Origin of the sequence: Granulicella sp. WH15 (assembly GCF_009914315.1) — a bacterium.
Lineage (GTDB): Bacteria > Acidobacteriota > Terriglobia > Terriglobales > Acidobacteriaceae > Edaphobacter.
The window spans coordinates 2,655,690-2,670,891 of the sequence record NZ_CP042596.1 but is presented as its reverse complement, the minus strand read 5'-3'; the positions used below and the strand labels follow the sequence as shown (position 1 = coordinate 2,670,891).

Genomic DNA, 15,202 nt, shown 5'->3' with positions numbered 1-15,202 from the left:
TCCGAGAATAATTCGGAAAATATTTTATGGAATCCCCTATGCTGGATCTGCATGGTCTCAACGATTTGGAGAATGCAATCTTATGCGGTCGTTTTTGCTCCTGTTTTTGCTGATTCCTCCTGTGGCTCTTGCCGCTGCTCCGCCGGTTGATACCACGCTGATTACGCACGTTCGCGTCATTGATGGCACGGGGCGGCCGCCGATAGAGGACGCAACCGTTACGATCGTCGGCGATAAAATTGCCAGCATCAGCCGGGCTCATGCGGCTGTGGGAGCGGCTCCAAATGCGCACATTGTCGATGGATCGGGTAAGACCGTCATTCCTGGATTAATCAATGCGCATGGACATCTGGCGTTGGTCGATGATACGAAAAATTCATCGGATTCTTATACGCGTGAGCGTGTGATCGCAGAGCTGCGTCAGTACGAACGTTACGGCGTGACGACGATGCTCTCGCTGGGGCTCAATCGCGATCTTGTCTATGGTGTTCGCGGAGAACAGCGCCGTGGCGCGTTGGATGGAGCCACGATTCTCGTTGCCGACCGCGGCATCGGGGTGCCGGATGGGATGCCTCCGATTCCGCACCAGCCCGATCAGTTGTATCAACCCGCGACGGTGGAGGAGGCTCGCAAGGACGTCGATGAGGCGGCTGCGCGGGGTACGGACTTAGTCAAGATATGGGTCGATGATCTTTACCGGACCAAGCCGAAGATGGACCCGGCGGTCTATCGCGCGGCCATCGAGGAGGCGCATCGTCATCACATCCGTGTGGCCGCGCATGTGTATCGGTTGAGCGATGCAAAGCAGCTTGTGCGCGATGGTGTCGATGTGCTGGCGCACTCGGTTCGCGACACCACGATTGATGCCGAGTTCATCCAACTGATGAAGGAGCATGGAACGTTTTACATCCCCACGCTTACTGTCGATGAATCCTTCTTTGCGTATGCCGGTCATCCGGCGTGGATGGATCGCGCCTTCTTTCGCGATGCCATCTCGCCGAACCTGTATGCGATGCTGACGAGCAAAAGCTATCAGGATCAGGTGAAGAATGATCCTCTGACTCCGGTGCATCGGCAGGACTATGAGAACGCCCGCAGAAACTTGAAGCTGGCTCTCGATGCGGGGCTGAAGGTGGGCTTCGGGACGGATTCGGGCGCGAGCCCTTATCGCATCCCGGGCTTCGCGGAGCACCATGAACTGGCCATGATGGTGGAGGCCGGGCTTACGCCGATTGAGGCGATCCACGCGGCCACGGGAGAGAATGCGGAGCTGCTGAAGATTGCCGAAAGGACGGGTACGATCCAGCCCGGACGACAGGCCGACCTGATTTTGCTTGGTTCTAATCCGGTCGATGACATCCATAACACTGAACGCATCGTCGCGATATGGCATGGGGGCCGAGAGGCAAAACCGGAGGCTGGCGGCTTGCACTAGGTCAGCAAGGCAGGCGGAATGGGATGAACGTCGGTCGAGCTTACTCCACTCCCTTTTCTCGTCGATCTTTGGTGTGAATCGAGTCGATATCAGCGACGGAGAAGTTTGCCGGGAGAGTAGTTTGCGTGATGTCCGGTGACTGGATCTTCATTCTGCCGACTAGATCGAGGAACCACAGATCCGTTGCCGTACGCTGGGGCTTGATCTGAAGGTGGGTGGACCGGTTGATGCTGAAGGCAAGGAAGTCAGCGATCTGGAGGAGAGGCTCAGACACGGAAGCAGCGAAGCGGCCATCATAACGCTCGCCCCACTCGTGAAAGATCTCCCGCGCAAAGGGTGCATCGGCCTTGCCTGTGCCCTCGTCGATGCGCAGGATCAATCGCTCCCGCGGAGAGGGGATGGATCGCCTCAGCTTCAGCAGCAGGAACAGCAGAGCCTGACCGTCACGTTTGGTCAGGTCGATGCCGTCGAGCGAGCCTGCAAGTGCGATCCCGTGGTCCGTGAGAGTCCTGTTGTCGACGGTCTGAATGTGGACTCGCCAGCGATAGTGGCGATAGATCTCTGCGAAAAACTCGAAGATCCGCAGGTTCTTTCCCGCTAGCACCTGTTTCCAGACACCATTGCGGTTGTATATGTCGACAAAGTGGAACTCGGCTGGAGCGATGCCGAGTTGATCGGGCAGCTCCTCCAGGCAGTCGCGGATGGCATTCCGAACTTCCTGAACCTGAGAGTCGGGGAACTCCACCGCAACATAGGTTCGGCGGGCCCCGGTTACGTATTTCGAGGGTGCCGCGTCGATCGGTCCGTACGTATCATCTATCGCTAGATGCATCGTGAAGGTTAGAAGTTTTTGAGGGGTGATGGCGGAGAGGGAGGGATTCGAACCCCCGGTACCCGCGAAGGTACGTCTGATTTCGAGTCAGGTGCATTAAACCGGGCTCTGCCACCTCTCCACTCCTTTTAGTTTACCTCGAAACGCGTTGGTGGAAAAGGCCTTGCCACGATATTTGCTCGGGGCAATCGCGTAGCATCTGAAGGTGGCTTCTCCTGCGACATTCTGGACACCCGAGCTGATCGAATTCACCCGGGGTGAGGCTGTCTCCGCCGGGTTCGATCTTGCCGGGGTGGCGGAGGCGTTCGCCTCGGAGCAGGATGCGGGGCGTCTGACCGCCGAGCGATTTACCGCCTGGATTGACGAGGGCCGAGCCGGGGAGATGGAGTACCTGAAGCGGCGCGATGAGCATGGCGAGCTGCTGCGACGGTCGGTGCGGGTGGCGTTGCCTTGGGCTAGGTCGGTGGTCGTGTGTGCCTTCAACTACAACGCCGCTGGACCACGTTCGCTTGATCCCGCTGCTGCCGGGGATGGCTGGATCGCGCGCTATGCGTGGAATGGCACCGAGTCTGGCGAGCCTACGGATTATCACGATGACCTGCTTGCCAGGCTGCGTGCGGTCGAGACTGCTCTGCATGATGTGGCCGAGTGCGAGACTCGCTGTTATGTCGATACGGGGCCGCTGCTCGAGAGGGACCTCGCCGCGAAGGCCGGGGTCGGTTGGGTGGGGAAGAATACCTGCGTGCTGAACCAGAAGATCGGCTCGTGGATGCTGCTGGGGGTGATCGTGACCTCGTTGCCGCTGGGGCCGGGGCTTTCGGTGGAGGAGGCAGCGGACCGCTGCGGAAGCTGCACGCGCTGCATCGACGCCTGCCCGACCGACGCGCTGGTGGCTCCGCGCCAGATGGATGCCTCGCTCTGCATCGCCTACCTGACCATCGAGAAGAAGGGAAGCATCGCGGAGGAGCTGCGAGAGCCGATGGGGAGGCAGGTCTTCGGCTGCGATATCTGCCAGGAGGTGTGCCCGTGGAACCGGCGCGCTCCGGTGAGCGTGAGGACGGGGCTGGCGACGCGGGATGAACTCATCAACCCCGCTCTGGAGTGGCTGGGGGCGATGGAGCAGGATGAGTTTCGGCGGCGTTTTCGCGGCTCTCCGCTGGAGCGGACCAAGCTGAAGCGGCTGCGGCGAAATGTGGCCATCGCGATGGGCAATAGCGGGGAGCAGGGATTTCGTCCGCGTCTGGCTGAGTGGGCAGCGGCCGAAGACGAGGTGCTGGCGGAGGCGGCTTCCTGGGCGTTGGGCAGGCTGGCCGTGAAAGAGACAGAGGACTAGCTGCTGCTAGCATCTCTTCAAGGGCCTGCCCTGATCTGCCCCGAGCGGGCGCGCACGGAGATTTGCCACGATGGGTTTGCCTTCCTTACTTCCGGACCCTCAACCTCAGCCCGTAGCGACGGCGGACCTCCAGCCTGTGCCGATTGAGCCGGTGCCTCTTGAGGAGGTACGGCCCATCGTGCGCGAGCAGGGGCTGGGGCCGCAGATCGTCGCGCTGGCGAAGTATATGACCGGCACCGAGGTCCACACCTACGCCTTTAGCGTCGCGGCCAACGTCATCCTGTCGCTCTTCCCCTTCATCGTGCTGCTGCTCACGATCAGCCATCGCGTCTTTCACTCGAGCGCCATGGAGGCCGTGGTCGGCGACCTGATGCGCAGCCTGCTGCCCACCGGGCAGGACTTCGTGATGCGCAATGCACACCCGAAGAAGGGTACGCAGATCTTCTCGCTGGTGATGCTGCTGATCTCCTCGACCGGCGTCTTTCTGCCGCTGGAGGTGGCGTTGAACCAGGTCTGGGGAGTCAAGGAGAACCGCAGCTATCTGCACAATCAGGTGGTCTCGATTGGTCTGGCCGTGGCTGTCGGCGCGCTGGCTATGGCCTCAATCGCCATGACCGCCGGGCAGCGCAGCGTCATGGGTTGGATCTTTCTGGGGCACACGGACAACGTGGTTTATAACTTCATCGGACACGGCGTGCTCAAGATCTGCGCGGTCATTGCGAGCATCCTGCTGTTCTTTCTTATCTACTGGATTCTGCCTAACCGCAAGGTTCCCGCGCGGGCGGTGCTGCCGACCGCGATTGTGATCGGGCTGCTGTGGGAGGTGGCCAAGTACCTGTACGTGCTGGCGCTACCGTGGTTGGATTTTCGGGCAGTCTACGGGCCGTTTTATATCTCGGTTGGGCTGATGATGTGGGCTTTTCTCTCGGGGCTGCTGCTGTTGGCCGGTGCGCACTTTTCCGCGACGCGTTATACGTTGAGGCTGGCTCGTGAGGCGGAGAGTGAAGGCTAGGGGAGAAGAAGATAGGTCGGGCCTTCAGCCCTCATTCGCGCATGATGGAACTTACCTGGGGCTTTGCCCCAGGCTGGTATAGAGCGCGCCGTTGGCGCTTGTAAGCACCGATCCTGGCGATTGAACCGTACTTCAAAGTACTTCTATTGTTATTTGTTAGGTTGGAGTGCTTTGACCACGATGGCGCTTGGCGATGCTCCTGCGGGCAGCATCGTGAAGAGCGCGGGGCCTTGCTTACCCTGCGTCCGAATCACCGCTACGTCGCCCGAGTGCGCGTCCGCTGCTAGTAGCAGGTGCTCGTCGGCCGAGAAGGCCAGTGCGTCGGGAGCCGCGCCCGTGTGCAGGCTTCCAACCACCTTGCCGTCGTCGACGCTGTAGAGCGAGATGGTGTCCGCGCCGAAGTTCGAGACCCACAGCGTGCTGTTGTCGCGGCTGACGACGCCCTGCGATGGCTTGCTGCCGATGGCGTAGGTGCCGCCTACCTCGTTGGTCCAGGTGGAGATCTCGGAGATCGAATCCGAGGTGAAGTTGCTGACGAAGATCTCGCCGCCGTCGGGCTTCAGAGCTAGGTGTGTCGGCGCGACCCCGACGTCGAGCAGGGTGAGGAAGTGGTCGGCGGTGGCGGCGGAGTCCTGCTTGGCCTGCCACGAATCGGGCGCGGCGGCCAGGCTGATCGCCATCACCTGGTGACCGCTCGAGCAGGCGATAAAGGCCTTCAGCGAGTCGGGCAGGATGGCCGCGTCGGTGGCTCCGGGGCAGCGGTCGAAGGTGCTGCGTAGCCGCAGCGCGGGCTCGGAGGTTGGGCTGTCGGTCGGCGCCACGCTGTAGACCGAGACGCTGTTGCTGCCGCGATTGGTGACGACGAGGGTGCGCCCGTCCGGCGAGATGCGGGCGACGCCGGGCTGCTCGCCCGTGGCCGCGGTATGGATCAGGCGGCGCTTGTCGAGGTCGAGTACGGAGACGGTGTTCGAGCCGGAGTTGGCGACGAAGGCGCGGTGGCCTGTGGGGTCGACCGCGATGGAGTAAGGCAGGCGATGCACGAGGATGGTGGCTACGACGCGGTTCGATACGACGTCGATGACCGAGACCGAGCCGTTGGGCTGCGAGGGCTGGGTGTTGACGACGTAGACCTCGTTGCGGACGGGGTTGACGGCCATGCCGCTAGGGCCGGCTCCTACCAGGAGCGTGCGCTCCGGGCGCAGGTAGACGAGGTCGAGCACAGAGACTGTGTTGGCCGCGGTATTGGAGACGTAGGCATATTCGCGGTAGCCGTCGGGCACTCTGGGAAAGCCCTTGCGGCTACAGGCGGCTAGCGGGAGCAGGAGGCAGAGGAGGGTGCCGCGAAGGGCGCGGCGGTTGCGATGAGAAAGATGAGGCACACCTGCGAGTCTAGCGGTCGGGATGAGAGGCTGCAAGAGAGCACATCTAACGAGCAACGGAAGACCTCAGAAGATCATCCCGACCATACCGCCCCGAAGAACCGCACGAAGTGCCGCCCATCCGGCGTGAGGGCACTTCTAAAAGATTTTCTTGTTGTTGAGCTTGCGCCAGCTCAGGGCCATCCACAGAAAGTATCCGCCCTGCAAGATGAAGACCGTGGCGTAGGCGGCGACCAGATGGCGGATCTCCATGGTGGCGAAGTTGAAGTCGCTAGCGTGCATAGGGAGGCTCCTGATTGGGCGATTGGCCCGCGTCCTGCGTGTTCAGCGTGGACTCGATGGCTGCCAGCGCGGCGTCCTGCTCGGCGGTCTGGCGGCGACGTTCGAGCGCGTAGCGGAAGGTCATGATGACCGCTCCCCACATGGCCCAGCCGATGATGTTCCAGACGAAGGCGGGGTACATGGAGTGGTCGATGCCCGAGTCCTGGCCGCCGCCGAAGACCGGCGCGGGGTGCTGGGTGCGCCACCAGCGGATGGACATGTAGGTGATCGGAATATCGACAGCCGCGAAGACCGCCAGTACGGCTGAGAGCGTCGAGGTCTGGCCGGTGGCCGAGAGGCGGCGCGTCATCAGGTAGCTGACGTAGAGCAGCCACAGGAGCAGGTAGGTGGTCAGGCGCGCGTCCCACGTCCACCAGATGCCCCAGGAGGCGCGTCCCCACAACATTCCTGTAGCCAGCGAGATGCTGGTGTAGACGATGGTGACCTCGGCCGAGGCCAGCGCCAAGGCGTCTGCGGCCAGCGCCGAGAGCGGGTTGCGGTTGCGCAGCACGAGGAAGGCTATGGAGGCCGCGAGGTTGATATACGGGAAGACGAGGGAAAGCATCGCCGTGGGAACGTGGTAGTAGAAGATGCGCTGCACGTTGCCCATCGTGGCCTCGGTGGGGGCGACGAAGATGGCCAGGCGGAAGCCGGTGGCGAGGACCGCCAGGGTCGCGAGAAGGCCCGCGAACCAGAGGATGCGGCCGGGGCCGTTGGTGCGCTGGGAGGTGAGTTCGGTGCGCTGCGCCATGGCTATTATTCTAGACCCATCGGCTTGCCGGACGCCGGTTGTGTGCGCTATTCGGCGTTCAAAATGACGTCGAACATGAGCAGGCAGATGATGGTGAAGATGAGGTCGTAGCCGACCAGCAGCTTGACCCACAGGCCGGGGTCGGAGTCACCGGTCAGAATGGCCGTGGTGGCCTGCACCATAGCCAGCAGCGCGGGCAGCGAGATGGGGAAGAGCACCAGAGGCAGCAGCAACTCGCGGTTGCGCGTGCGCAGCCCCAGCGCGGCGAAGAAGGTGCCGTTGACGACCAGCGCCCACGTGCCCAGAGGGAGTACGGCCAGCAGCAGCCAGGATTCTCCCAGAACGTGCAGGTTATAGAAGACGGTGAAGAGCGGGGCCATCACCAGCTCAACCACCGTGACGAAGATCATGTTGGAGAGGGACTTGCCTAGAAAGAGTGCCGACGGGGCCGACGGCGACATGCGCTGCGCGTCGAGGACGCTGTTGCGCTGCTCGCGGTTCCAGGCCTGATTGAGCGCCGTGACCGAGGCGAAGAGCAGCGCCACCCACAGGATGCCGCCCGCGATCTGGCGCGACATGGACGCGGTGGGGTCGAAGGCGAGCGAGAAGACGACCACGACCAGCAGCGCGAAGAATAACATTCCGCCGAGCGCATCGCGGGAGCGCCACTCCAGTTGCAGGTCTTTGCGCAGGTGAGCCAGCACCAGTTGCAGATAGTTCACGCCGCGCCTCGGGTCAGGTCGTGCAGTGTGGCGGCGGTGGCTTTCAGGTAGTCGGCGGGCGCGACCAGCAGTTGCAGACCGCGTTGCCCGGCGGAGATGGAGATGACGTCGTGTAGCTCGATGGTCTCGTCGGCGAAGGCGGCAAAGGGTTTCTTTGCCGCGAGCACGGTCACGGCTCCGCGCAGATAGCCGGTTAGCGGCTCCACTTCCTTGAGTGGGGCGAGGTCGATCTTCTTCGCACCAGCGGCGGCGGCCAGCTTCTTCAGGTCCAGCTCGGAGTCGCCGGGGATGACTGCAAAGACGTGCTCTCCGGCGTTGGTCTCGGTCAGCAGCGTCTTGAAGACCTGCTCGGCGGGCAGGCCGATCTTGCTGGCGACGTTGGTGGCGCTGAGGTCTTCGAGGTCCACCTCGTAGGGGCGCAGTTCGTAGGGAAGTCCGAGCGAATCGAGCAGCCGCGCGGCATTCGTTTTATCTATTTTGGGGGCTTTCATGCGGGAATCCTTTTCGGAACCACGGCCTCCTGCGAAAGCACCGCGCCCTGCCGCATCGTCAGTATGCTGTCCGCGATGGGGTCGGCGAGCTGCGCGAGGTGCGTGGTCAGCACGATGGTGCGGCCGCCGCCACCACGCACCGGCCAGGTGCGGAAGTCGGCCAGCAGCTCGACCATCTGGTGAGCCGAGCCGACGTCGAGGTTCGAGAAAGGCTCGTCAAGCAGCAGCAGCTCGGGGTCGGTCTGGAGCACGCGGGCCAGCGAGGTCCGTTGCCGCATCCCCTGCGAGTACTGGCCGACGGGGCGGGGAAGATGGGGATCGAGTCCGACTGCGCGCAGCGCCATCTCCGACGAGACCGTGCAGGCGCAGGAGCTGGAGGCTGCGGTGTGCAGCGCAGCGAAATACTTCAGGTTCTCCATGGCCGAAAGCTCGTCGTAGAGCATCGGCGCGTGGCTCATGTAGCCGATGCTCCCGCGTACCTGCTGGATGCCGGTGCCGAAGACCTTCACCGTGCCACGACTGGGGCCGATCAGCCCTGCGATCAGCCGCAGCATCGTGGACTTGCCCGCGCCGTTCTCGCCCAGGACCATCGTGCAGCTGCCCTGCGCCAGCGTCAGCGTAGCGTTGCGGATCGCGGCAAAGCTGCCGTAGATCTTCGAGACGGCTTCGAGTTCGACGGCGGGTGCAGTGGATAGAGTCGGCATCGTGTCCTATGCGAGTATAGGACACGATGCCCGGCTCCTGAGTGGATGGGGTGTTTGACGGCGCTGAGTTTTCTGGAGATTGAAGATGAAGGTAGGTAAGTTGGTTCTGGGCGCGGTTGCCGCGCTGTTGCTGCCGGGTTTTGTTAAAGCAGAGGCTCAGGAGGCGCTTGATGCGCCCACGCGTCAGCTCTCACGAGAGATTTTCAAGCAGTTGATCGAGATCAACACGACAGACTCAGTGGGCAACGTAACTACCGCCGCCGAGGCCATGCGGCAGCGCCTGCTCGACGCGGGGTTTGCGGCTTCGGACCTCGTTCTCGACGGGCCGAACGCTCGCAAGAAGAACCTCGTTGTGCGTTTTCATGGGCGCAAGGGCAGCACGCTCAAGCCCGCGCTCATCATCGTGCATCTCGACGTCGTCGAGGCCAAACGCGGGGACTGGACGCTCGATCCCTTCACCCTGACCGAGAAGGACGGCTACTTTTACGGACGCGGCACGCAGGATATCAAGTGCGGCGACGCGGCGGCGGTGACGGCCTTTATCCGCATGAAGCGCGAGGGATTTGTGCCTGATCGTGATCTTATTCTCGCGTTGACGGCTGACGAGGAGGGCGGCCAGTCGAACGGCGTGGACTGGCTGCTGACCCACAGACGCGAGCTGATGGACGCTGGTTTTGTGTTGAATCTCGATGCTGGTGGACTTACGACGGTCGCGGCCAAGCCGGTGGTGTTGATGGTCGAGGCGACCGAGAAGACCTACGCCGACTTTCATGTGACGGCTTCCAATCGCGGTGGGCACAGCTCGCTGCCGCGTGCGGACAACGCGATTTATCAGCTTGCCGAGGCGCTGCTGAAGCTGAAGAACTCGCCCTTTCCACTGGAGCTGAACCCCGTCACTCGGGCCGAGCTGGAGAGCTACGCCAGCGTCGTGAACGCGCAGGATGCGGCCGATATGAGGGCCGTGCTCCAGCCCACACCGGATGTCGCCGCGCTCGCACGGCTCTCGGCCAACCCCGAGTACAACGCGCTGCTCCGCACGACCTGCGTGGCCACGATGCTCTCGGGCGGACACGCTCCCAACGCGCTGCCGGGGAGCGCGCAGGCTAACGTCAACTGCCGCATCCTGCCCGGTCACTCGGGGGAGGAGACGCGGCAGGATCTCATCCGCATCTTCGCCGATCCAGGCCTGAAGGTGGAGTACGTTACCGACTCCGGCATGGTCATGGGGACGGGGCCGGATCGCAAGTCGGCCGCGCCGCCTCCGCTCGATTCGCAGGTCTTTGCGCCGCTCAAAGCGACCGTCGCGCGGATGTGGCCGGGGTTGCAGATCATGCCCACGATGGAGGCGGGCGCGTCGGACTCCATCTACACCATGGCGCTGGGGCTGCCGAGCTACGGATTCAACGGCATGGGCGTCGATCGCGGCGATGTGCGGGCACATGGACGGGATGAACGCATCGGGGTCGAGTCGTTCTATGCCGGGGTGGAGTTCGAGTATTTGTACTTGAAGGCTCTTACGAGCAAGTAGCAAAAAAACGGGCTGCCCATGTCTAGCTTCTTAGACATGGGCAGCCCGTTTTTTATGAACTAACGCTTGGAGGGAAGAACTGTCGCAGCCGAGGTCGGGGGCTTCGCTCCCGCTGCTGGAGCGTACTTCGACGCGCACTTGGCCTGAAGCTGCGTGGCATGGAAGACGCCGTCGCGGCCATACGTTCCGATGGCGAGCGCCTGCGCATCGTCCTTGAAGGTGTCCGGCGGCGGCTCTGCACCAACGTAGCTCACCTGTAGCTTCTTGCCCTGCTCGAGCAACTCGAAGGTGGCATTGGTGCCGCTCTGGCGGATAGTTCCCGGAGCGACATTGCCGGCCACGCGCAGGTGGCGGACGTAAGCCTTGTTGCCCATGCCTTGCAACTCCGAGATCGTCACGTAGTAGCTCTTGTTATCGCGTACGCCGGTCCATGCGAGCCAGCCCACGACTGCGGCGATGAGGATGGAGGCGACGATGAACTTGGCGGAGCGGTTATCTGGAGTCGGCATCTTGCATCCAGTCTACAACTCTTGGCTATTCCCTTCATAATTCTGGAATGGAGATTCTTTGTTCCCAGTGCGGAGCGGCGCTGGTCTGCGAGCCGGAAGGAAATTGCTGGTGCATGAAGCTGCCCGCGGCGCTGCCGGTTCCGGAGGAGGGAACCAGCGGTTGCCTCTGCCCCGAATGTCTGGGAGAGAAGCTGCCGCGTCCGCAAGGTGCCGTTTGGGATACTCCCCGGGCGTAGTCGTCGTTGTATATCTTGGATTTACCCTACTTATCAGGAGACTCCCCATCAAACTTCGCGGACTCGTATTTCTTCTTGGCCTCTCACTCTCCACGGCTGCGGCGCACGCGCAGATCGGCATCTACGGCAAGCTGGATACGCTCCGCTTCGACGACAACGCCAACAAGAATACGACGTGGCTCTATGGCCCAGGCGTCGGCGTCTACGACGACTTTCTGCACTTCGGTCCGCTGCGTGCCGGGGTCGATCTGCGCGGAGATTTCCTGTACGGCAGCGATCAGAAGCGGTTCCGGAGTATCCTGGGCGGAGTTCGCGTGGCGGTCAAGCCTCCTCTATTGCCCTTCAAGCCCTATGTTCAAGGTTCGATTGGCGCGGGCGGGGTGAAGAACACCTCGTACCTGACGGCCAATCGCTACAGCACCAAGTTCGAGTACCAGGTGGCGGGCGGCGTCGATACGACGATCCTGCCCCGGATCGACTGGCGGGCGATTGAGGTCGGCTACGGTCGGATGCCCGGAGTGGGCAGCGGCCCCGGTACGCCGAACTCTTCGATGCTTACGATCAGCACCGGCATTGTCTTCCGTCTGCCCTGGCTTCCGCTCCTCTAGAAGCCAGCGATGCCGGGCACCCATTGGCGGCGTATACTCATCGGATAACTGTCCCGTTTCCGCTCATGGAGACGCTTTGAGCGATGGGCGGACGTAACTTGAATCAGATGAGGGGTAGAAGCATGGGTATGGACGGCAACGGTCATCATGCAAACGGCAACGGGGCAAGTGTAAGCAACGACTACCCGGTGCCAGTGGGGCGGCGGGAGTGGATCATCAAGCGCAAGGCCGAGGCCGAGCGCACCGGCGACACCAACATGAGCCAGATGCACTTTGCGCGCAAGGGCCTCATTACCGAGGAGATGGCGTACGTCGCGCAGCGCGAGAAGATCTCGGCGGAGTTGGTGCGTAGCGAAGTGGCCAAGGGGACGATGATTATCCCGGCCAACATCAACCACCCCGAGCTGGAGCCGATGGCCATTGGCGTCGAGTCGCTCTGTAAGATCAATGCCAACATCGGCAACTCGGCCCTGACCTCGAACGTGGACGAGGAGTTGCGCAAGCTGCACACGGCCGTTCACTACGGCGCCGACACGGTGATGGACCTCTCGACCGGCGGCGATATCCCCATGATTCGCGAGCAGATTCTGCGCCACAGCCCGGTGCCCATCGGCACGGTGCCGCTCTACGAGGCGCTCAACCGCGTCAAGCGGCTTGAAGACCTGAACATCGACATCTACCTCGAGGTCATCGAGGAGCAGGCCAAGCAGGGCGTCGATTACTTCACCATCCACGCCGGTGTGCTCATCGAGTACATTCCGCTGGTGGCCAAGCGCATCACCGGCATCGTCAGCCGCGGCGGAGCCATTATGGCCCAGTGGATGACGCACCACCACAAGCAGAACTTCCTCTACACCAACTTCGACCGCATCACCGAGATCATGGCCAAGTACGACGTCAGCTACTCGCTGGGCGATGGCCTGCGTCCGGGCTGCCTGGCCGATGCTTCGGACGAGGCCCAGTTTGCCGAGCTGAAGACGCTGGGTGAGCTGACGCGTCAGGCCTGGAAGTCCGACGTACAGGTAATGATCGAAGGCCCCGGCCACATTCCGATGGACCAGATCAAGTTGCAGGTGGATAAGGAAGTCGAGCTGTGCGACGGCGCTCCGTTCTACGTGCTGGGGCCGCTGGTCACCGACATCGCTCCGGGGTACGACCACATCACCAGCGCCATCGGCGCGGCGATGATCGGCTGGCACGGCGCGGCGATGCTCTGCTACGTGACCCCCAAGGAGCACCTGGGGCTGCCCAACGAGAAGGACGTCAAGGACGGCATCATCGCCTACAAGATCGCGGCCCATGCGGCTGACGTGGCGCGGCATCGGCCCGGAGCACGCGACCGCGACGACGCCATCTCGCACGCGCGCTACACCTTCGACTGGGACAAGCAGTTTGCGCTCTCGCTCGACCCGGAGACGGCTCGTAGCATGCATGACGAGACTCTGCCGGACGACTACTACAAGGAAGCGGCTTTCTGCTCCATGTGCGGCCCGAAGTTCTGCTCCATGAACTGGTCGAGCAAGGTCGATAAGTTCAACGAGACGGAGTTCGGCCTGAAGAAGCAGGACCTGACCCAGATCGTCACAGAACAGATGGCGTTGCGCGGATAACCTCAAGCAGCACGTTAACTAACGATGCCGCCTCTAATCGGGGCGGCATCGTTGTTTATGCCTAGCCGCGTTCGTAGTGGAAGAGCAACTCCTGTTCGCTGGGCACGGGAACGCCGTTGCGGGTTGCGGGCTGGAAGGTCCATTGCTGGATCGTCGCAAGTACCGTCTCATCCACGCCGTGACCCAGCCCGCTGGCCATGGTCGTCTTGACGATCCGACCACTGGCGTCGATCACGACGTCAACGATCACATCGCCGCGTGTGCCCGACGGTAAACGGCTGAGATCAGGCTGTGGCGGGGGATGCAGGATGACCAGAGCGACTGTGACATTGCCGTTTCCTAGCGCGTCTGATGAGGTGCCGGATTCGGTACTGGCGGCCGTGGTCGATGACGAGGCCGCAGGGGCTGGTGGTGGCGGTTTGGGTGTGGAGAGCGCGGCGTGTGCCGGTGGGGGAGGAGGCTGCTTGTGGGGTATGGGTGCCTTCTCCGCCGCAGGTGCGTGACCCGCGGAGTAGGTGAGCAGGATGTGATGGCCGAAGCGATCGCCGGGGTGGTCGGTGGCAGCAACGCGGGGTCCGTGACTGTGGACGAGGACTACGATCAGCAGAAGATGAAGCGTTCCAGACAAGACCAGCCAGCGAGGATCGCCCCAAGAGGGAGTCCGGCGCTGGCTGGCTGGTGTTTCGAGTCTCATCTCCATACCTGGTAGGACTCGCGGTTGCAATGCTGGTGAGCCGCTACCGTCAGGCGGAGCGGGGAATTATGCAGGCTGGGTGCAGAACTTGCAGCGCGTCGCCGCCAGAGGGATATCAGACAGGCACTGGGCGCAGGCCTTGGTGGTTACAGCCTCGGGAGCCTTGAAGCGGGACAGAAGCTTCTGCATCGGCAGCACGATGACAAAGTAGACGACCGCCGCATTGAGCAGGAAGCTGATGACGTTGTTGAGGAACTTGCCTACCTGGATGGCCCCGGCAGTTGCGTCCGGCTTGGCTCCTGGCGCCAGGTCTTGGGCGGCGTGGAAGAGATGAACATGCCAGACGATCGCGGAGAAATCGGGCTTGCCGATGACGGCTGCGATGAGCGGGTTGATGATGTCGCTGACGAGCGAGTTGGTGATGGCCGCGAACGCCGCACCGATGATGACCGCGACGGCCAGATCGACGACGTTGCCGCGCAGAATGAAGTCCCGAAAGCCTTTCAACATAACGAACCCCTACAGTCTGGAATGAAAGCTTCCGCGAGTATATCGCAGCCTCTGTAATAAGTTACTGTTTTTTGTATCACTTCAGTGCGTCTGGGAGAGCCAGAGCGCATAGGGGTAGAGCAGTAGGAACAGGATGAGGCATATCACCATCAAGTCCATGTAGATCAATAAGATAACGCCAGCGTGGTAGAAGTTCCAGCGCCGCTGCATGCAACGCACCGTATCGAAGGTGCCCATGACGGAGAAGAGCACGGGCAGGATCAGGAACAGGTTGGGACGGTTACGAGGAAAGTCCGAGAGCACAAAGGAGACTGCGAGGCTGACCAGCACCAGCACTGTTCCGCGCAGCAGCGATCGTTCACGGAGATGGAATACAGTCCGAAACACTCCCACAAGTATCGCGTACTTCGGTACTTCGTGCGATTCCCGGCGGAGCAAGGGGAAGGATGATCTTCCGAGGGCGCCCCGTTGGTCGGCAGTACCGACCAACGGGAATGCTAGGCGAAGCCTTAAAAAGGCGTGTGAAC

17 protein-coding genes and 1 tRNA gene are annotated in these 15,202 nt (G+C 62.2%); 6 read left to right on the top strand and 12 right to left on the bottom strand.

All coding sequences use genetic code 11. The features are described 5' to 3' along the window. Positions 1-82: 82 nt before the first annotated feature. Positions 83-1,435: an amidohydrolase family protein gene (locus FTO74_RS11125; RefSeq protein WP_162538215.1), complete on the top strand. Its 1,353-nt coding sequence runs from the start codon at positions 83-85 to the stop codon at positions 1,433-1,435. Positions 1,436-1,475: 40 nt separating this feature from the next. Here the strand turns inward: FTO74_RS11125 and FTO74_RS11120 are convergent, their stop codons facing one another. Both FTO74_RS11120 and FTO74_RS11115 read right to left on the bottom strand, forming a co-directional pair. After that, positions 1,476-2,267, bottom strand: coding sequence for a DUF3800 domain-containing protein (locus FTO74_RS11120; RefSeq protein WP_162538214.1), 792 nt, complete (start codon positions 2,265-2,267; stop codon positions 1,476-1,478). Between the two features lie 29 nt (positions 2,268-2,296). Next, a tRNA-Ser gene (locus tag FTO74_RS11115) sits at positions 2,297-2,388 on the bottom strand. A gap of 84 nt (positions 2,389-2,472) precedes the next feature. Here FTO74_RS11115 and queG point away from each other — a divergent pair. Together queG and FTO74_RS11105 are read left to right on the top strand one after the other, a co-directional pair. Then, positions 2,473-3,600, top strand: a complete 1,128-nt coding sequence (gene queG / locus FTO74_RS11110) for a tRNA epoxyqueuosine(34) reductase QueG (protein WP_255462202.1) — start codon at positions 2,473-2,475, stop codon at positions 3,598-3,600. A gap of 226 nt (positions 3,601-3,826) precedes the next feature. Then, positions 3,827-4,612 carry a YihY/virulence factor BrkB family protein gene (locus tag FTO74_RS11105; RefSeq protein WP_255462637.1) on the top strand — a complete coding sequence of 262 codons (786 nt, stop codon included), beginning with the start codon at positions 3,827-3,829 and terminating at the stop codon, positions 4,610-4,612. 149 nt (positions 4,613-4,761) lie between these two features. Here FTO74_RS11105 and FTO74_RS11100 read toward each other — a convergent pair whose 3' ends face one another. From FTO74_RS11100 to FTO74_RS11080, 6 genes are all read right to left on the bottom strand, one after another. Further along, positions 4,762-5,991, bottom strand: a complete 1,230-nt coding sequence (locus tag FTO74_RS11100; protein WP_162538212.1) for a YncE family protein — start codon at positions 5,989-5,991, stop codon at positions 4,762-4,764. Between the two features lie 138 nt (positions 5,992-6,129). Beyond that, positions 6,130-6,273, bottom strand: coding sequence for a hypothetical protein (locus FTO74_RS19385; protein ID WP_174242223.1), 144 nt, complete (start codon positions 6,271-6,273; stop codon positions 6,130-6,132). Continuing rightward, positions 6,263-7,063, bottom strand: coding sequence for a cytochrome c biogenesis protein CcsA (ccsA, locus tag FTO74_RS11095; RefSeq protein WP_162538211.1), 801 nt, complete (start codon positions 7,061-7,063; stop codon positions 6,263-6,265). Before ccsA ends, FTO74_RS19385 begins: the two co-directional genes overlap by 11 nt. 47 nt (positions 7,064-7,110) lie before the next feature. Further along, positions 7,111-7,785 (bottom strand): heme exporter protein CcmB, encoded by a 675-nt coding sequence (locus tag FTO74_RS11090; RefSeq protein ID WP_162538210.1) that lies wholly within the window; start codon positions 7,783-7,785, stop codon positions 7,111-7,113. Continuing rightward, on the bottom strand, positions 7,782-8,276 hold the full coding sequence (gene ybaK, locus FTO74_RS11085) for a Cys-tRNA(Pro) deacylase (RefSeq protein ID WP_162538209.1): 495 nt from the start codon (positions 8,274-8,276) through the stop codon (positions 7,782-7,784). Before ybaK ends, FTO74_RS11090 begins: the two co-directional genes overlap by 4 nt. Further along, on the bottom strand, positions 8,273-8,980 hold the full coding sequence (locus tag FTO74_RS11080) for an ABC transporter ATP-binding protein (RefSeq protein ID WP_162538208.1): 708 nt from the start codon (positions 8,978-8,980) through the stop codon (positions 8,273-8,275). Before FTO74_RS11080 ends, ybaK begins: the two co-directional genes overlap by 4 nt. Before the next feature lie 85 nt (positions 8,981-9,065). On the opposite strand from FTO74_RS11080, the gene FTO74_RS11075 reads away from it, so the two are divergent. Next, positions 9,066-10,508: a M20/M25/M40 family metallo-hydrolase gene (locus FTO74_RS11075; protein ID WP_162538207.1), complete on the top strand. Its 1,443-nt coding sequence runs from the start codon at positions 9,066-9,068 to the stop codon at positions 10,506-10,508. Positions 10,509-10,567: 59 nt separating this feature from the next. Here FTO74_RS11075 and FTO74_RS11070 read toward each other — a convergent pair whose 3' ends face one another. Continuing rightward, the gene (locus FTO74_RS11070) at positions 10,568-11,017 is read right to left on the bottom strand and encodes a cytochrome c maturation protein CcmE (protein ID WP_162538206.1); all 450 of its coding nucleotides are present in this window, start codon (positions 11,015-11,017) and stop codon (positions 10,568-10,570) included. A 214-nt stretch (positions 11,018-11,231) separates the two neighbouring features. Between FTO74_RS11070 and FTO74_RS11065 the strand changes: the two genes are divergently transcribed. Then, positions 11,232-11,861, top strand: coding sequence for a hypothetical protein (locus FTO74_RS11065; protein WP_162538205.1), 630 nt, complete (start codon positions 11,232-11,234; stop codon positions 11,859-11,861). Between the two features lie 107 nt (positions 11,862-11,968). After that, positions 11,969-13,471, top strand: a complete 1,503-nt coding sequence (gene thiC / locus FTO74_RS11060; RefSeq protein ID WP_255462201.1) for a phosphomethylpyrimidine synthase ThiC — start codon at positions 11,969-11,971, stop codon at positions 13,469-13,471. A 61-nt stretch (positions 13,472-13,532) separates the two neighbouring features. Here the strand turns inward: thiC and FTO74_RS11055 are convergent, their stop codons facing one another. From FTO74_RS11055 to FTO74_RS11045, 3 genes are all read right to left on the bottom strand, one after another. Then, the gene (locus FTO74_RS11055) at positions 13,533-14,165 is read right to left on the bottom strand and encodes an energy transducer TonB (protein WP_162538204.1); all 633 of its coding nucleotides are present in this window, start codon (positions 14,163-14,165) and stop codon (positions 13,533-13,535) included. A gap of 66 nt (positions 14,166-14,231) precedes the next feature. Continuing rightward, a complete protein-coding gene (mscL, locus tag FTO74_RS11050; protein ID WP_162538203.1) occupies positions 14,232-14,675 on the bottom strand; it encodes a large conductance mechanosensitive channel protein MscL in 444 nt (147 codons plus the stop codon). Between the two features lie 81 nt (positions 14,676-14,756). Beyond that, positions 14,757-15,062 carry a permease gene (locus FTO74_RS11045; protein ID WP_162538202.1) on the bottom strand — a complete coding sequence of 102 codons (306 nt, stop codon included), beginning with the start codon at positions 15,060-15,062 and terminating at the stop codon, positions 14,757-14,759. Between the last annotated feature and the right edge of the window lie 140 nt (positions 15,063-15,202).

Excerpts from the sequence above, each read along its gene's own strand:
- FTO74_RS11125 (WP_162538215.1), top strand. The coding sequence starts at position 83 with ATGCGGTCGTTTTTGCTCCTGTTTTTGCTGATTCCTCCTGTGGCTCTT.
- FTO74_RS11120 (WP_162538214.1), bottom strand. The coding sequence starts at position 2,267 with ATGCATCTAGCGATAGATGATACGTACGGACCGATCGACGCGGCACCC.
- FTO74_RS11105 (WP_255462637.1), top strand. The coding sequence starts at position 3,827 with ATGACCGGCACCGAGGTCCACACCTACGCCTTTAGCGTCGCGGCCAAC.
- FTO74_RS19385 (WP_174242223.1), bottom strand. The coding sequence starts at position 6,273 with ATGCACGCTAGCGACTTCAACTTCGCCACCATGGAGATCCGCCATCTG.
- ccsA (WP_162538211.1), bottom strand. The coding sequence starts at position 7,063 with ATGGCGCAGCGCACCGAACTCACCTCCCAGCGCACCAACGGCCCCGGC.
- ybaK (WP_162538209.1), bottom strand. The coding sequence starts at position 8,276 with ATGAAAGCCCCCAAAATAGATAAAACGAATGCCGCGCGGCTGCTCGAT.
- FTO74_RS11080 (WP_162538208.1), bottom strand. The coding sequence starts at position 8,980 with ATGCCGACTCTATCCACTGCACCCGCCGTCGAACTCGAAGCCGTCTCG.
- FTO74_RS11075 (WP_162538207.1), top strand. The coding sequence starts at position 9,066 with ATGAAGGTAGGTAAGTTGGTTCTGGGCGCGGTTGCCGCGCTGTTGCTG.
- FTO74_RS11070 (WP_162538206.1), bottom strand. The coding sequence starts at position 11,017 with ATGCCGACTCCAGATAACCGCTCCGCCAAGTTCATCGTCGCCTCCATC.
- thiC (WP_255462201.1), top strand. The coding sequence starts at position 11,969 with ATGAGGGGTAGAAGCATGGGTATGGACGGCAACGGTCATCATGCAAAC.
- FTO74_RS11055 (WP_162538204.1), bottom strand. The coding sequence starts at position 14,165 with ATGAGACTCGAAACACCAGCCAGCCAGCGCCGGACTCCCTCTTGGGGC.
- mscL (WP_162538203.1), bottom strand. The coding sequence starts at position 14,675 with ATGTTGAAAGGCTTTCGGGACTTCATTCTGCGCGGCAACGTCGTCGAT.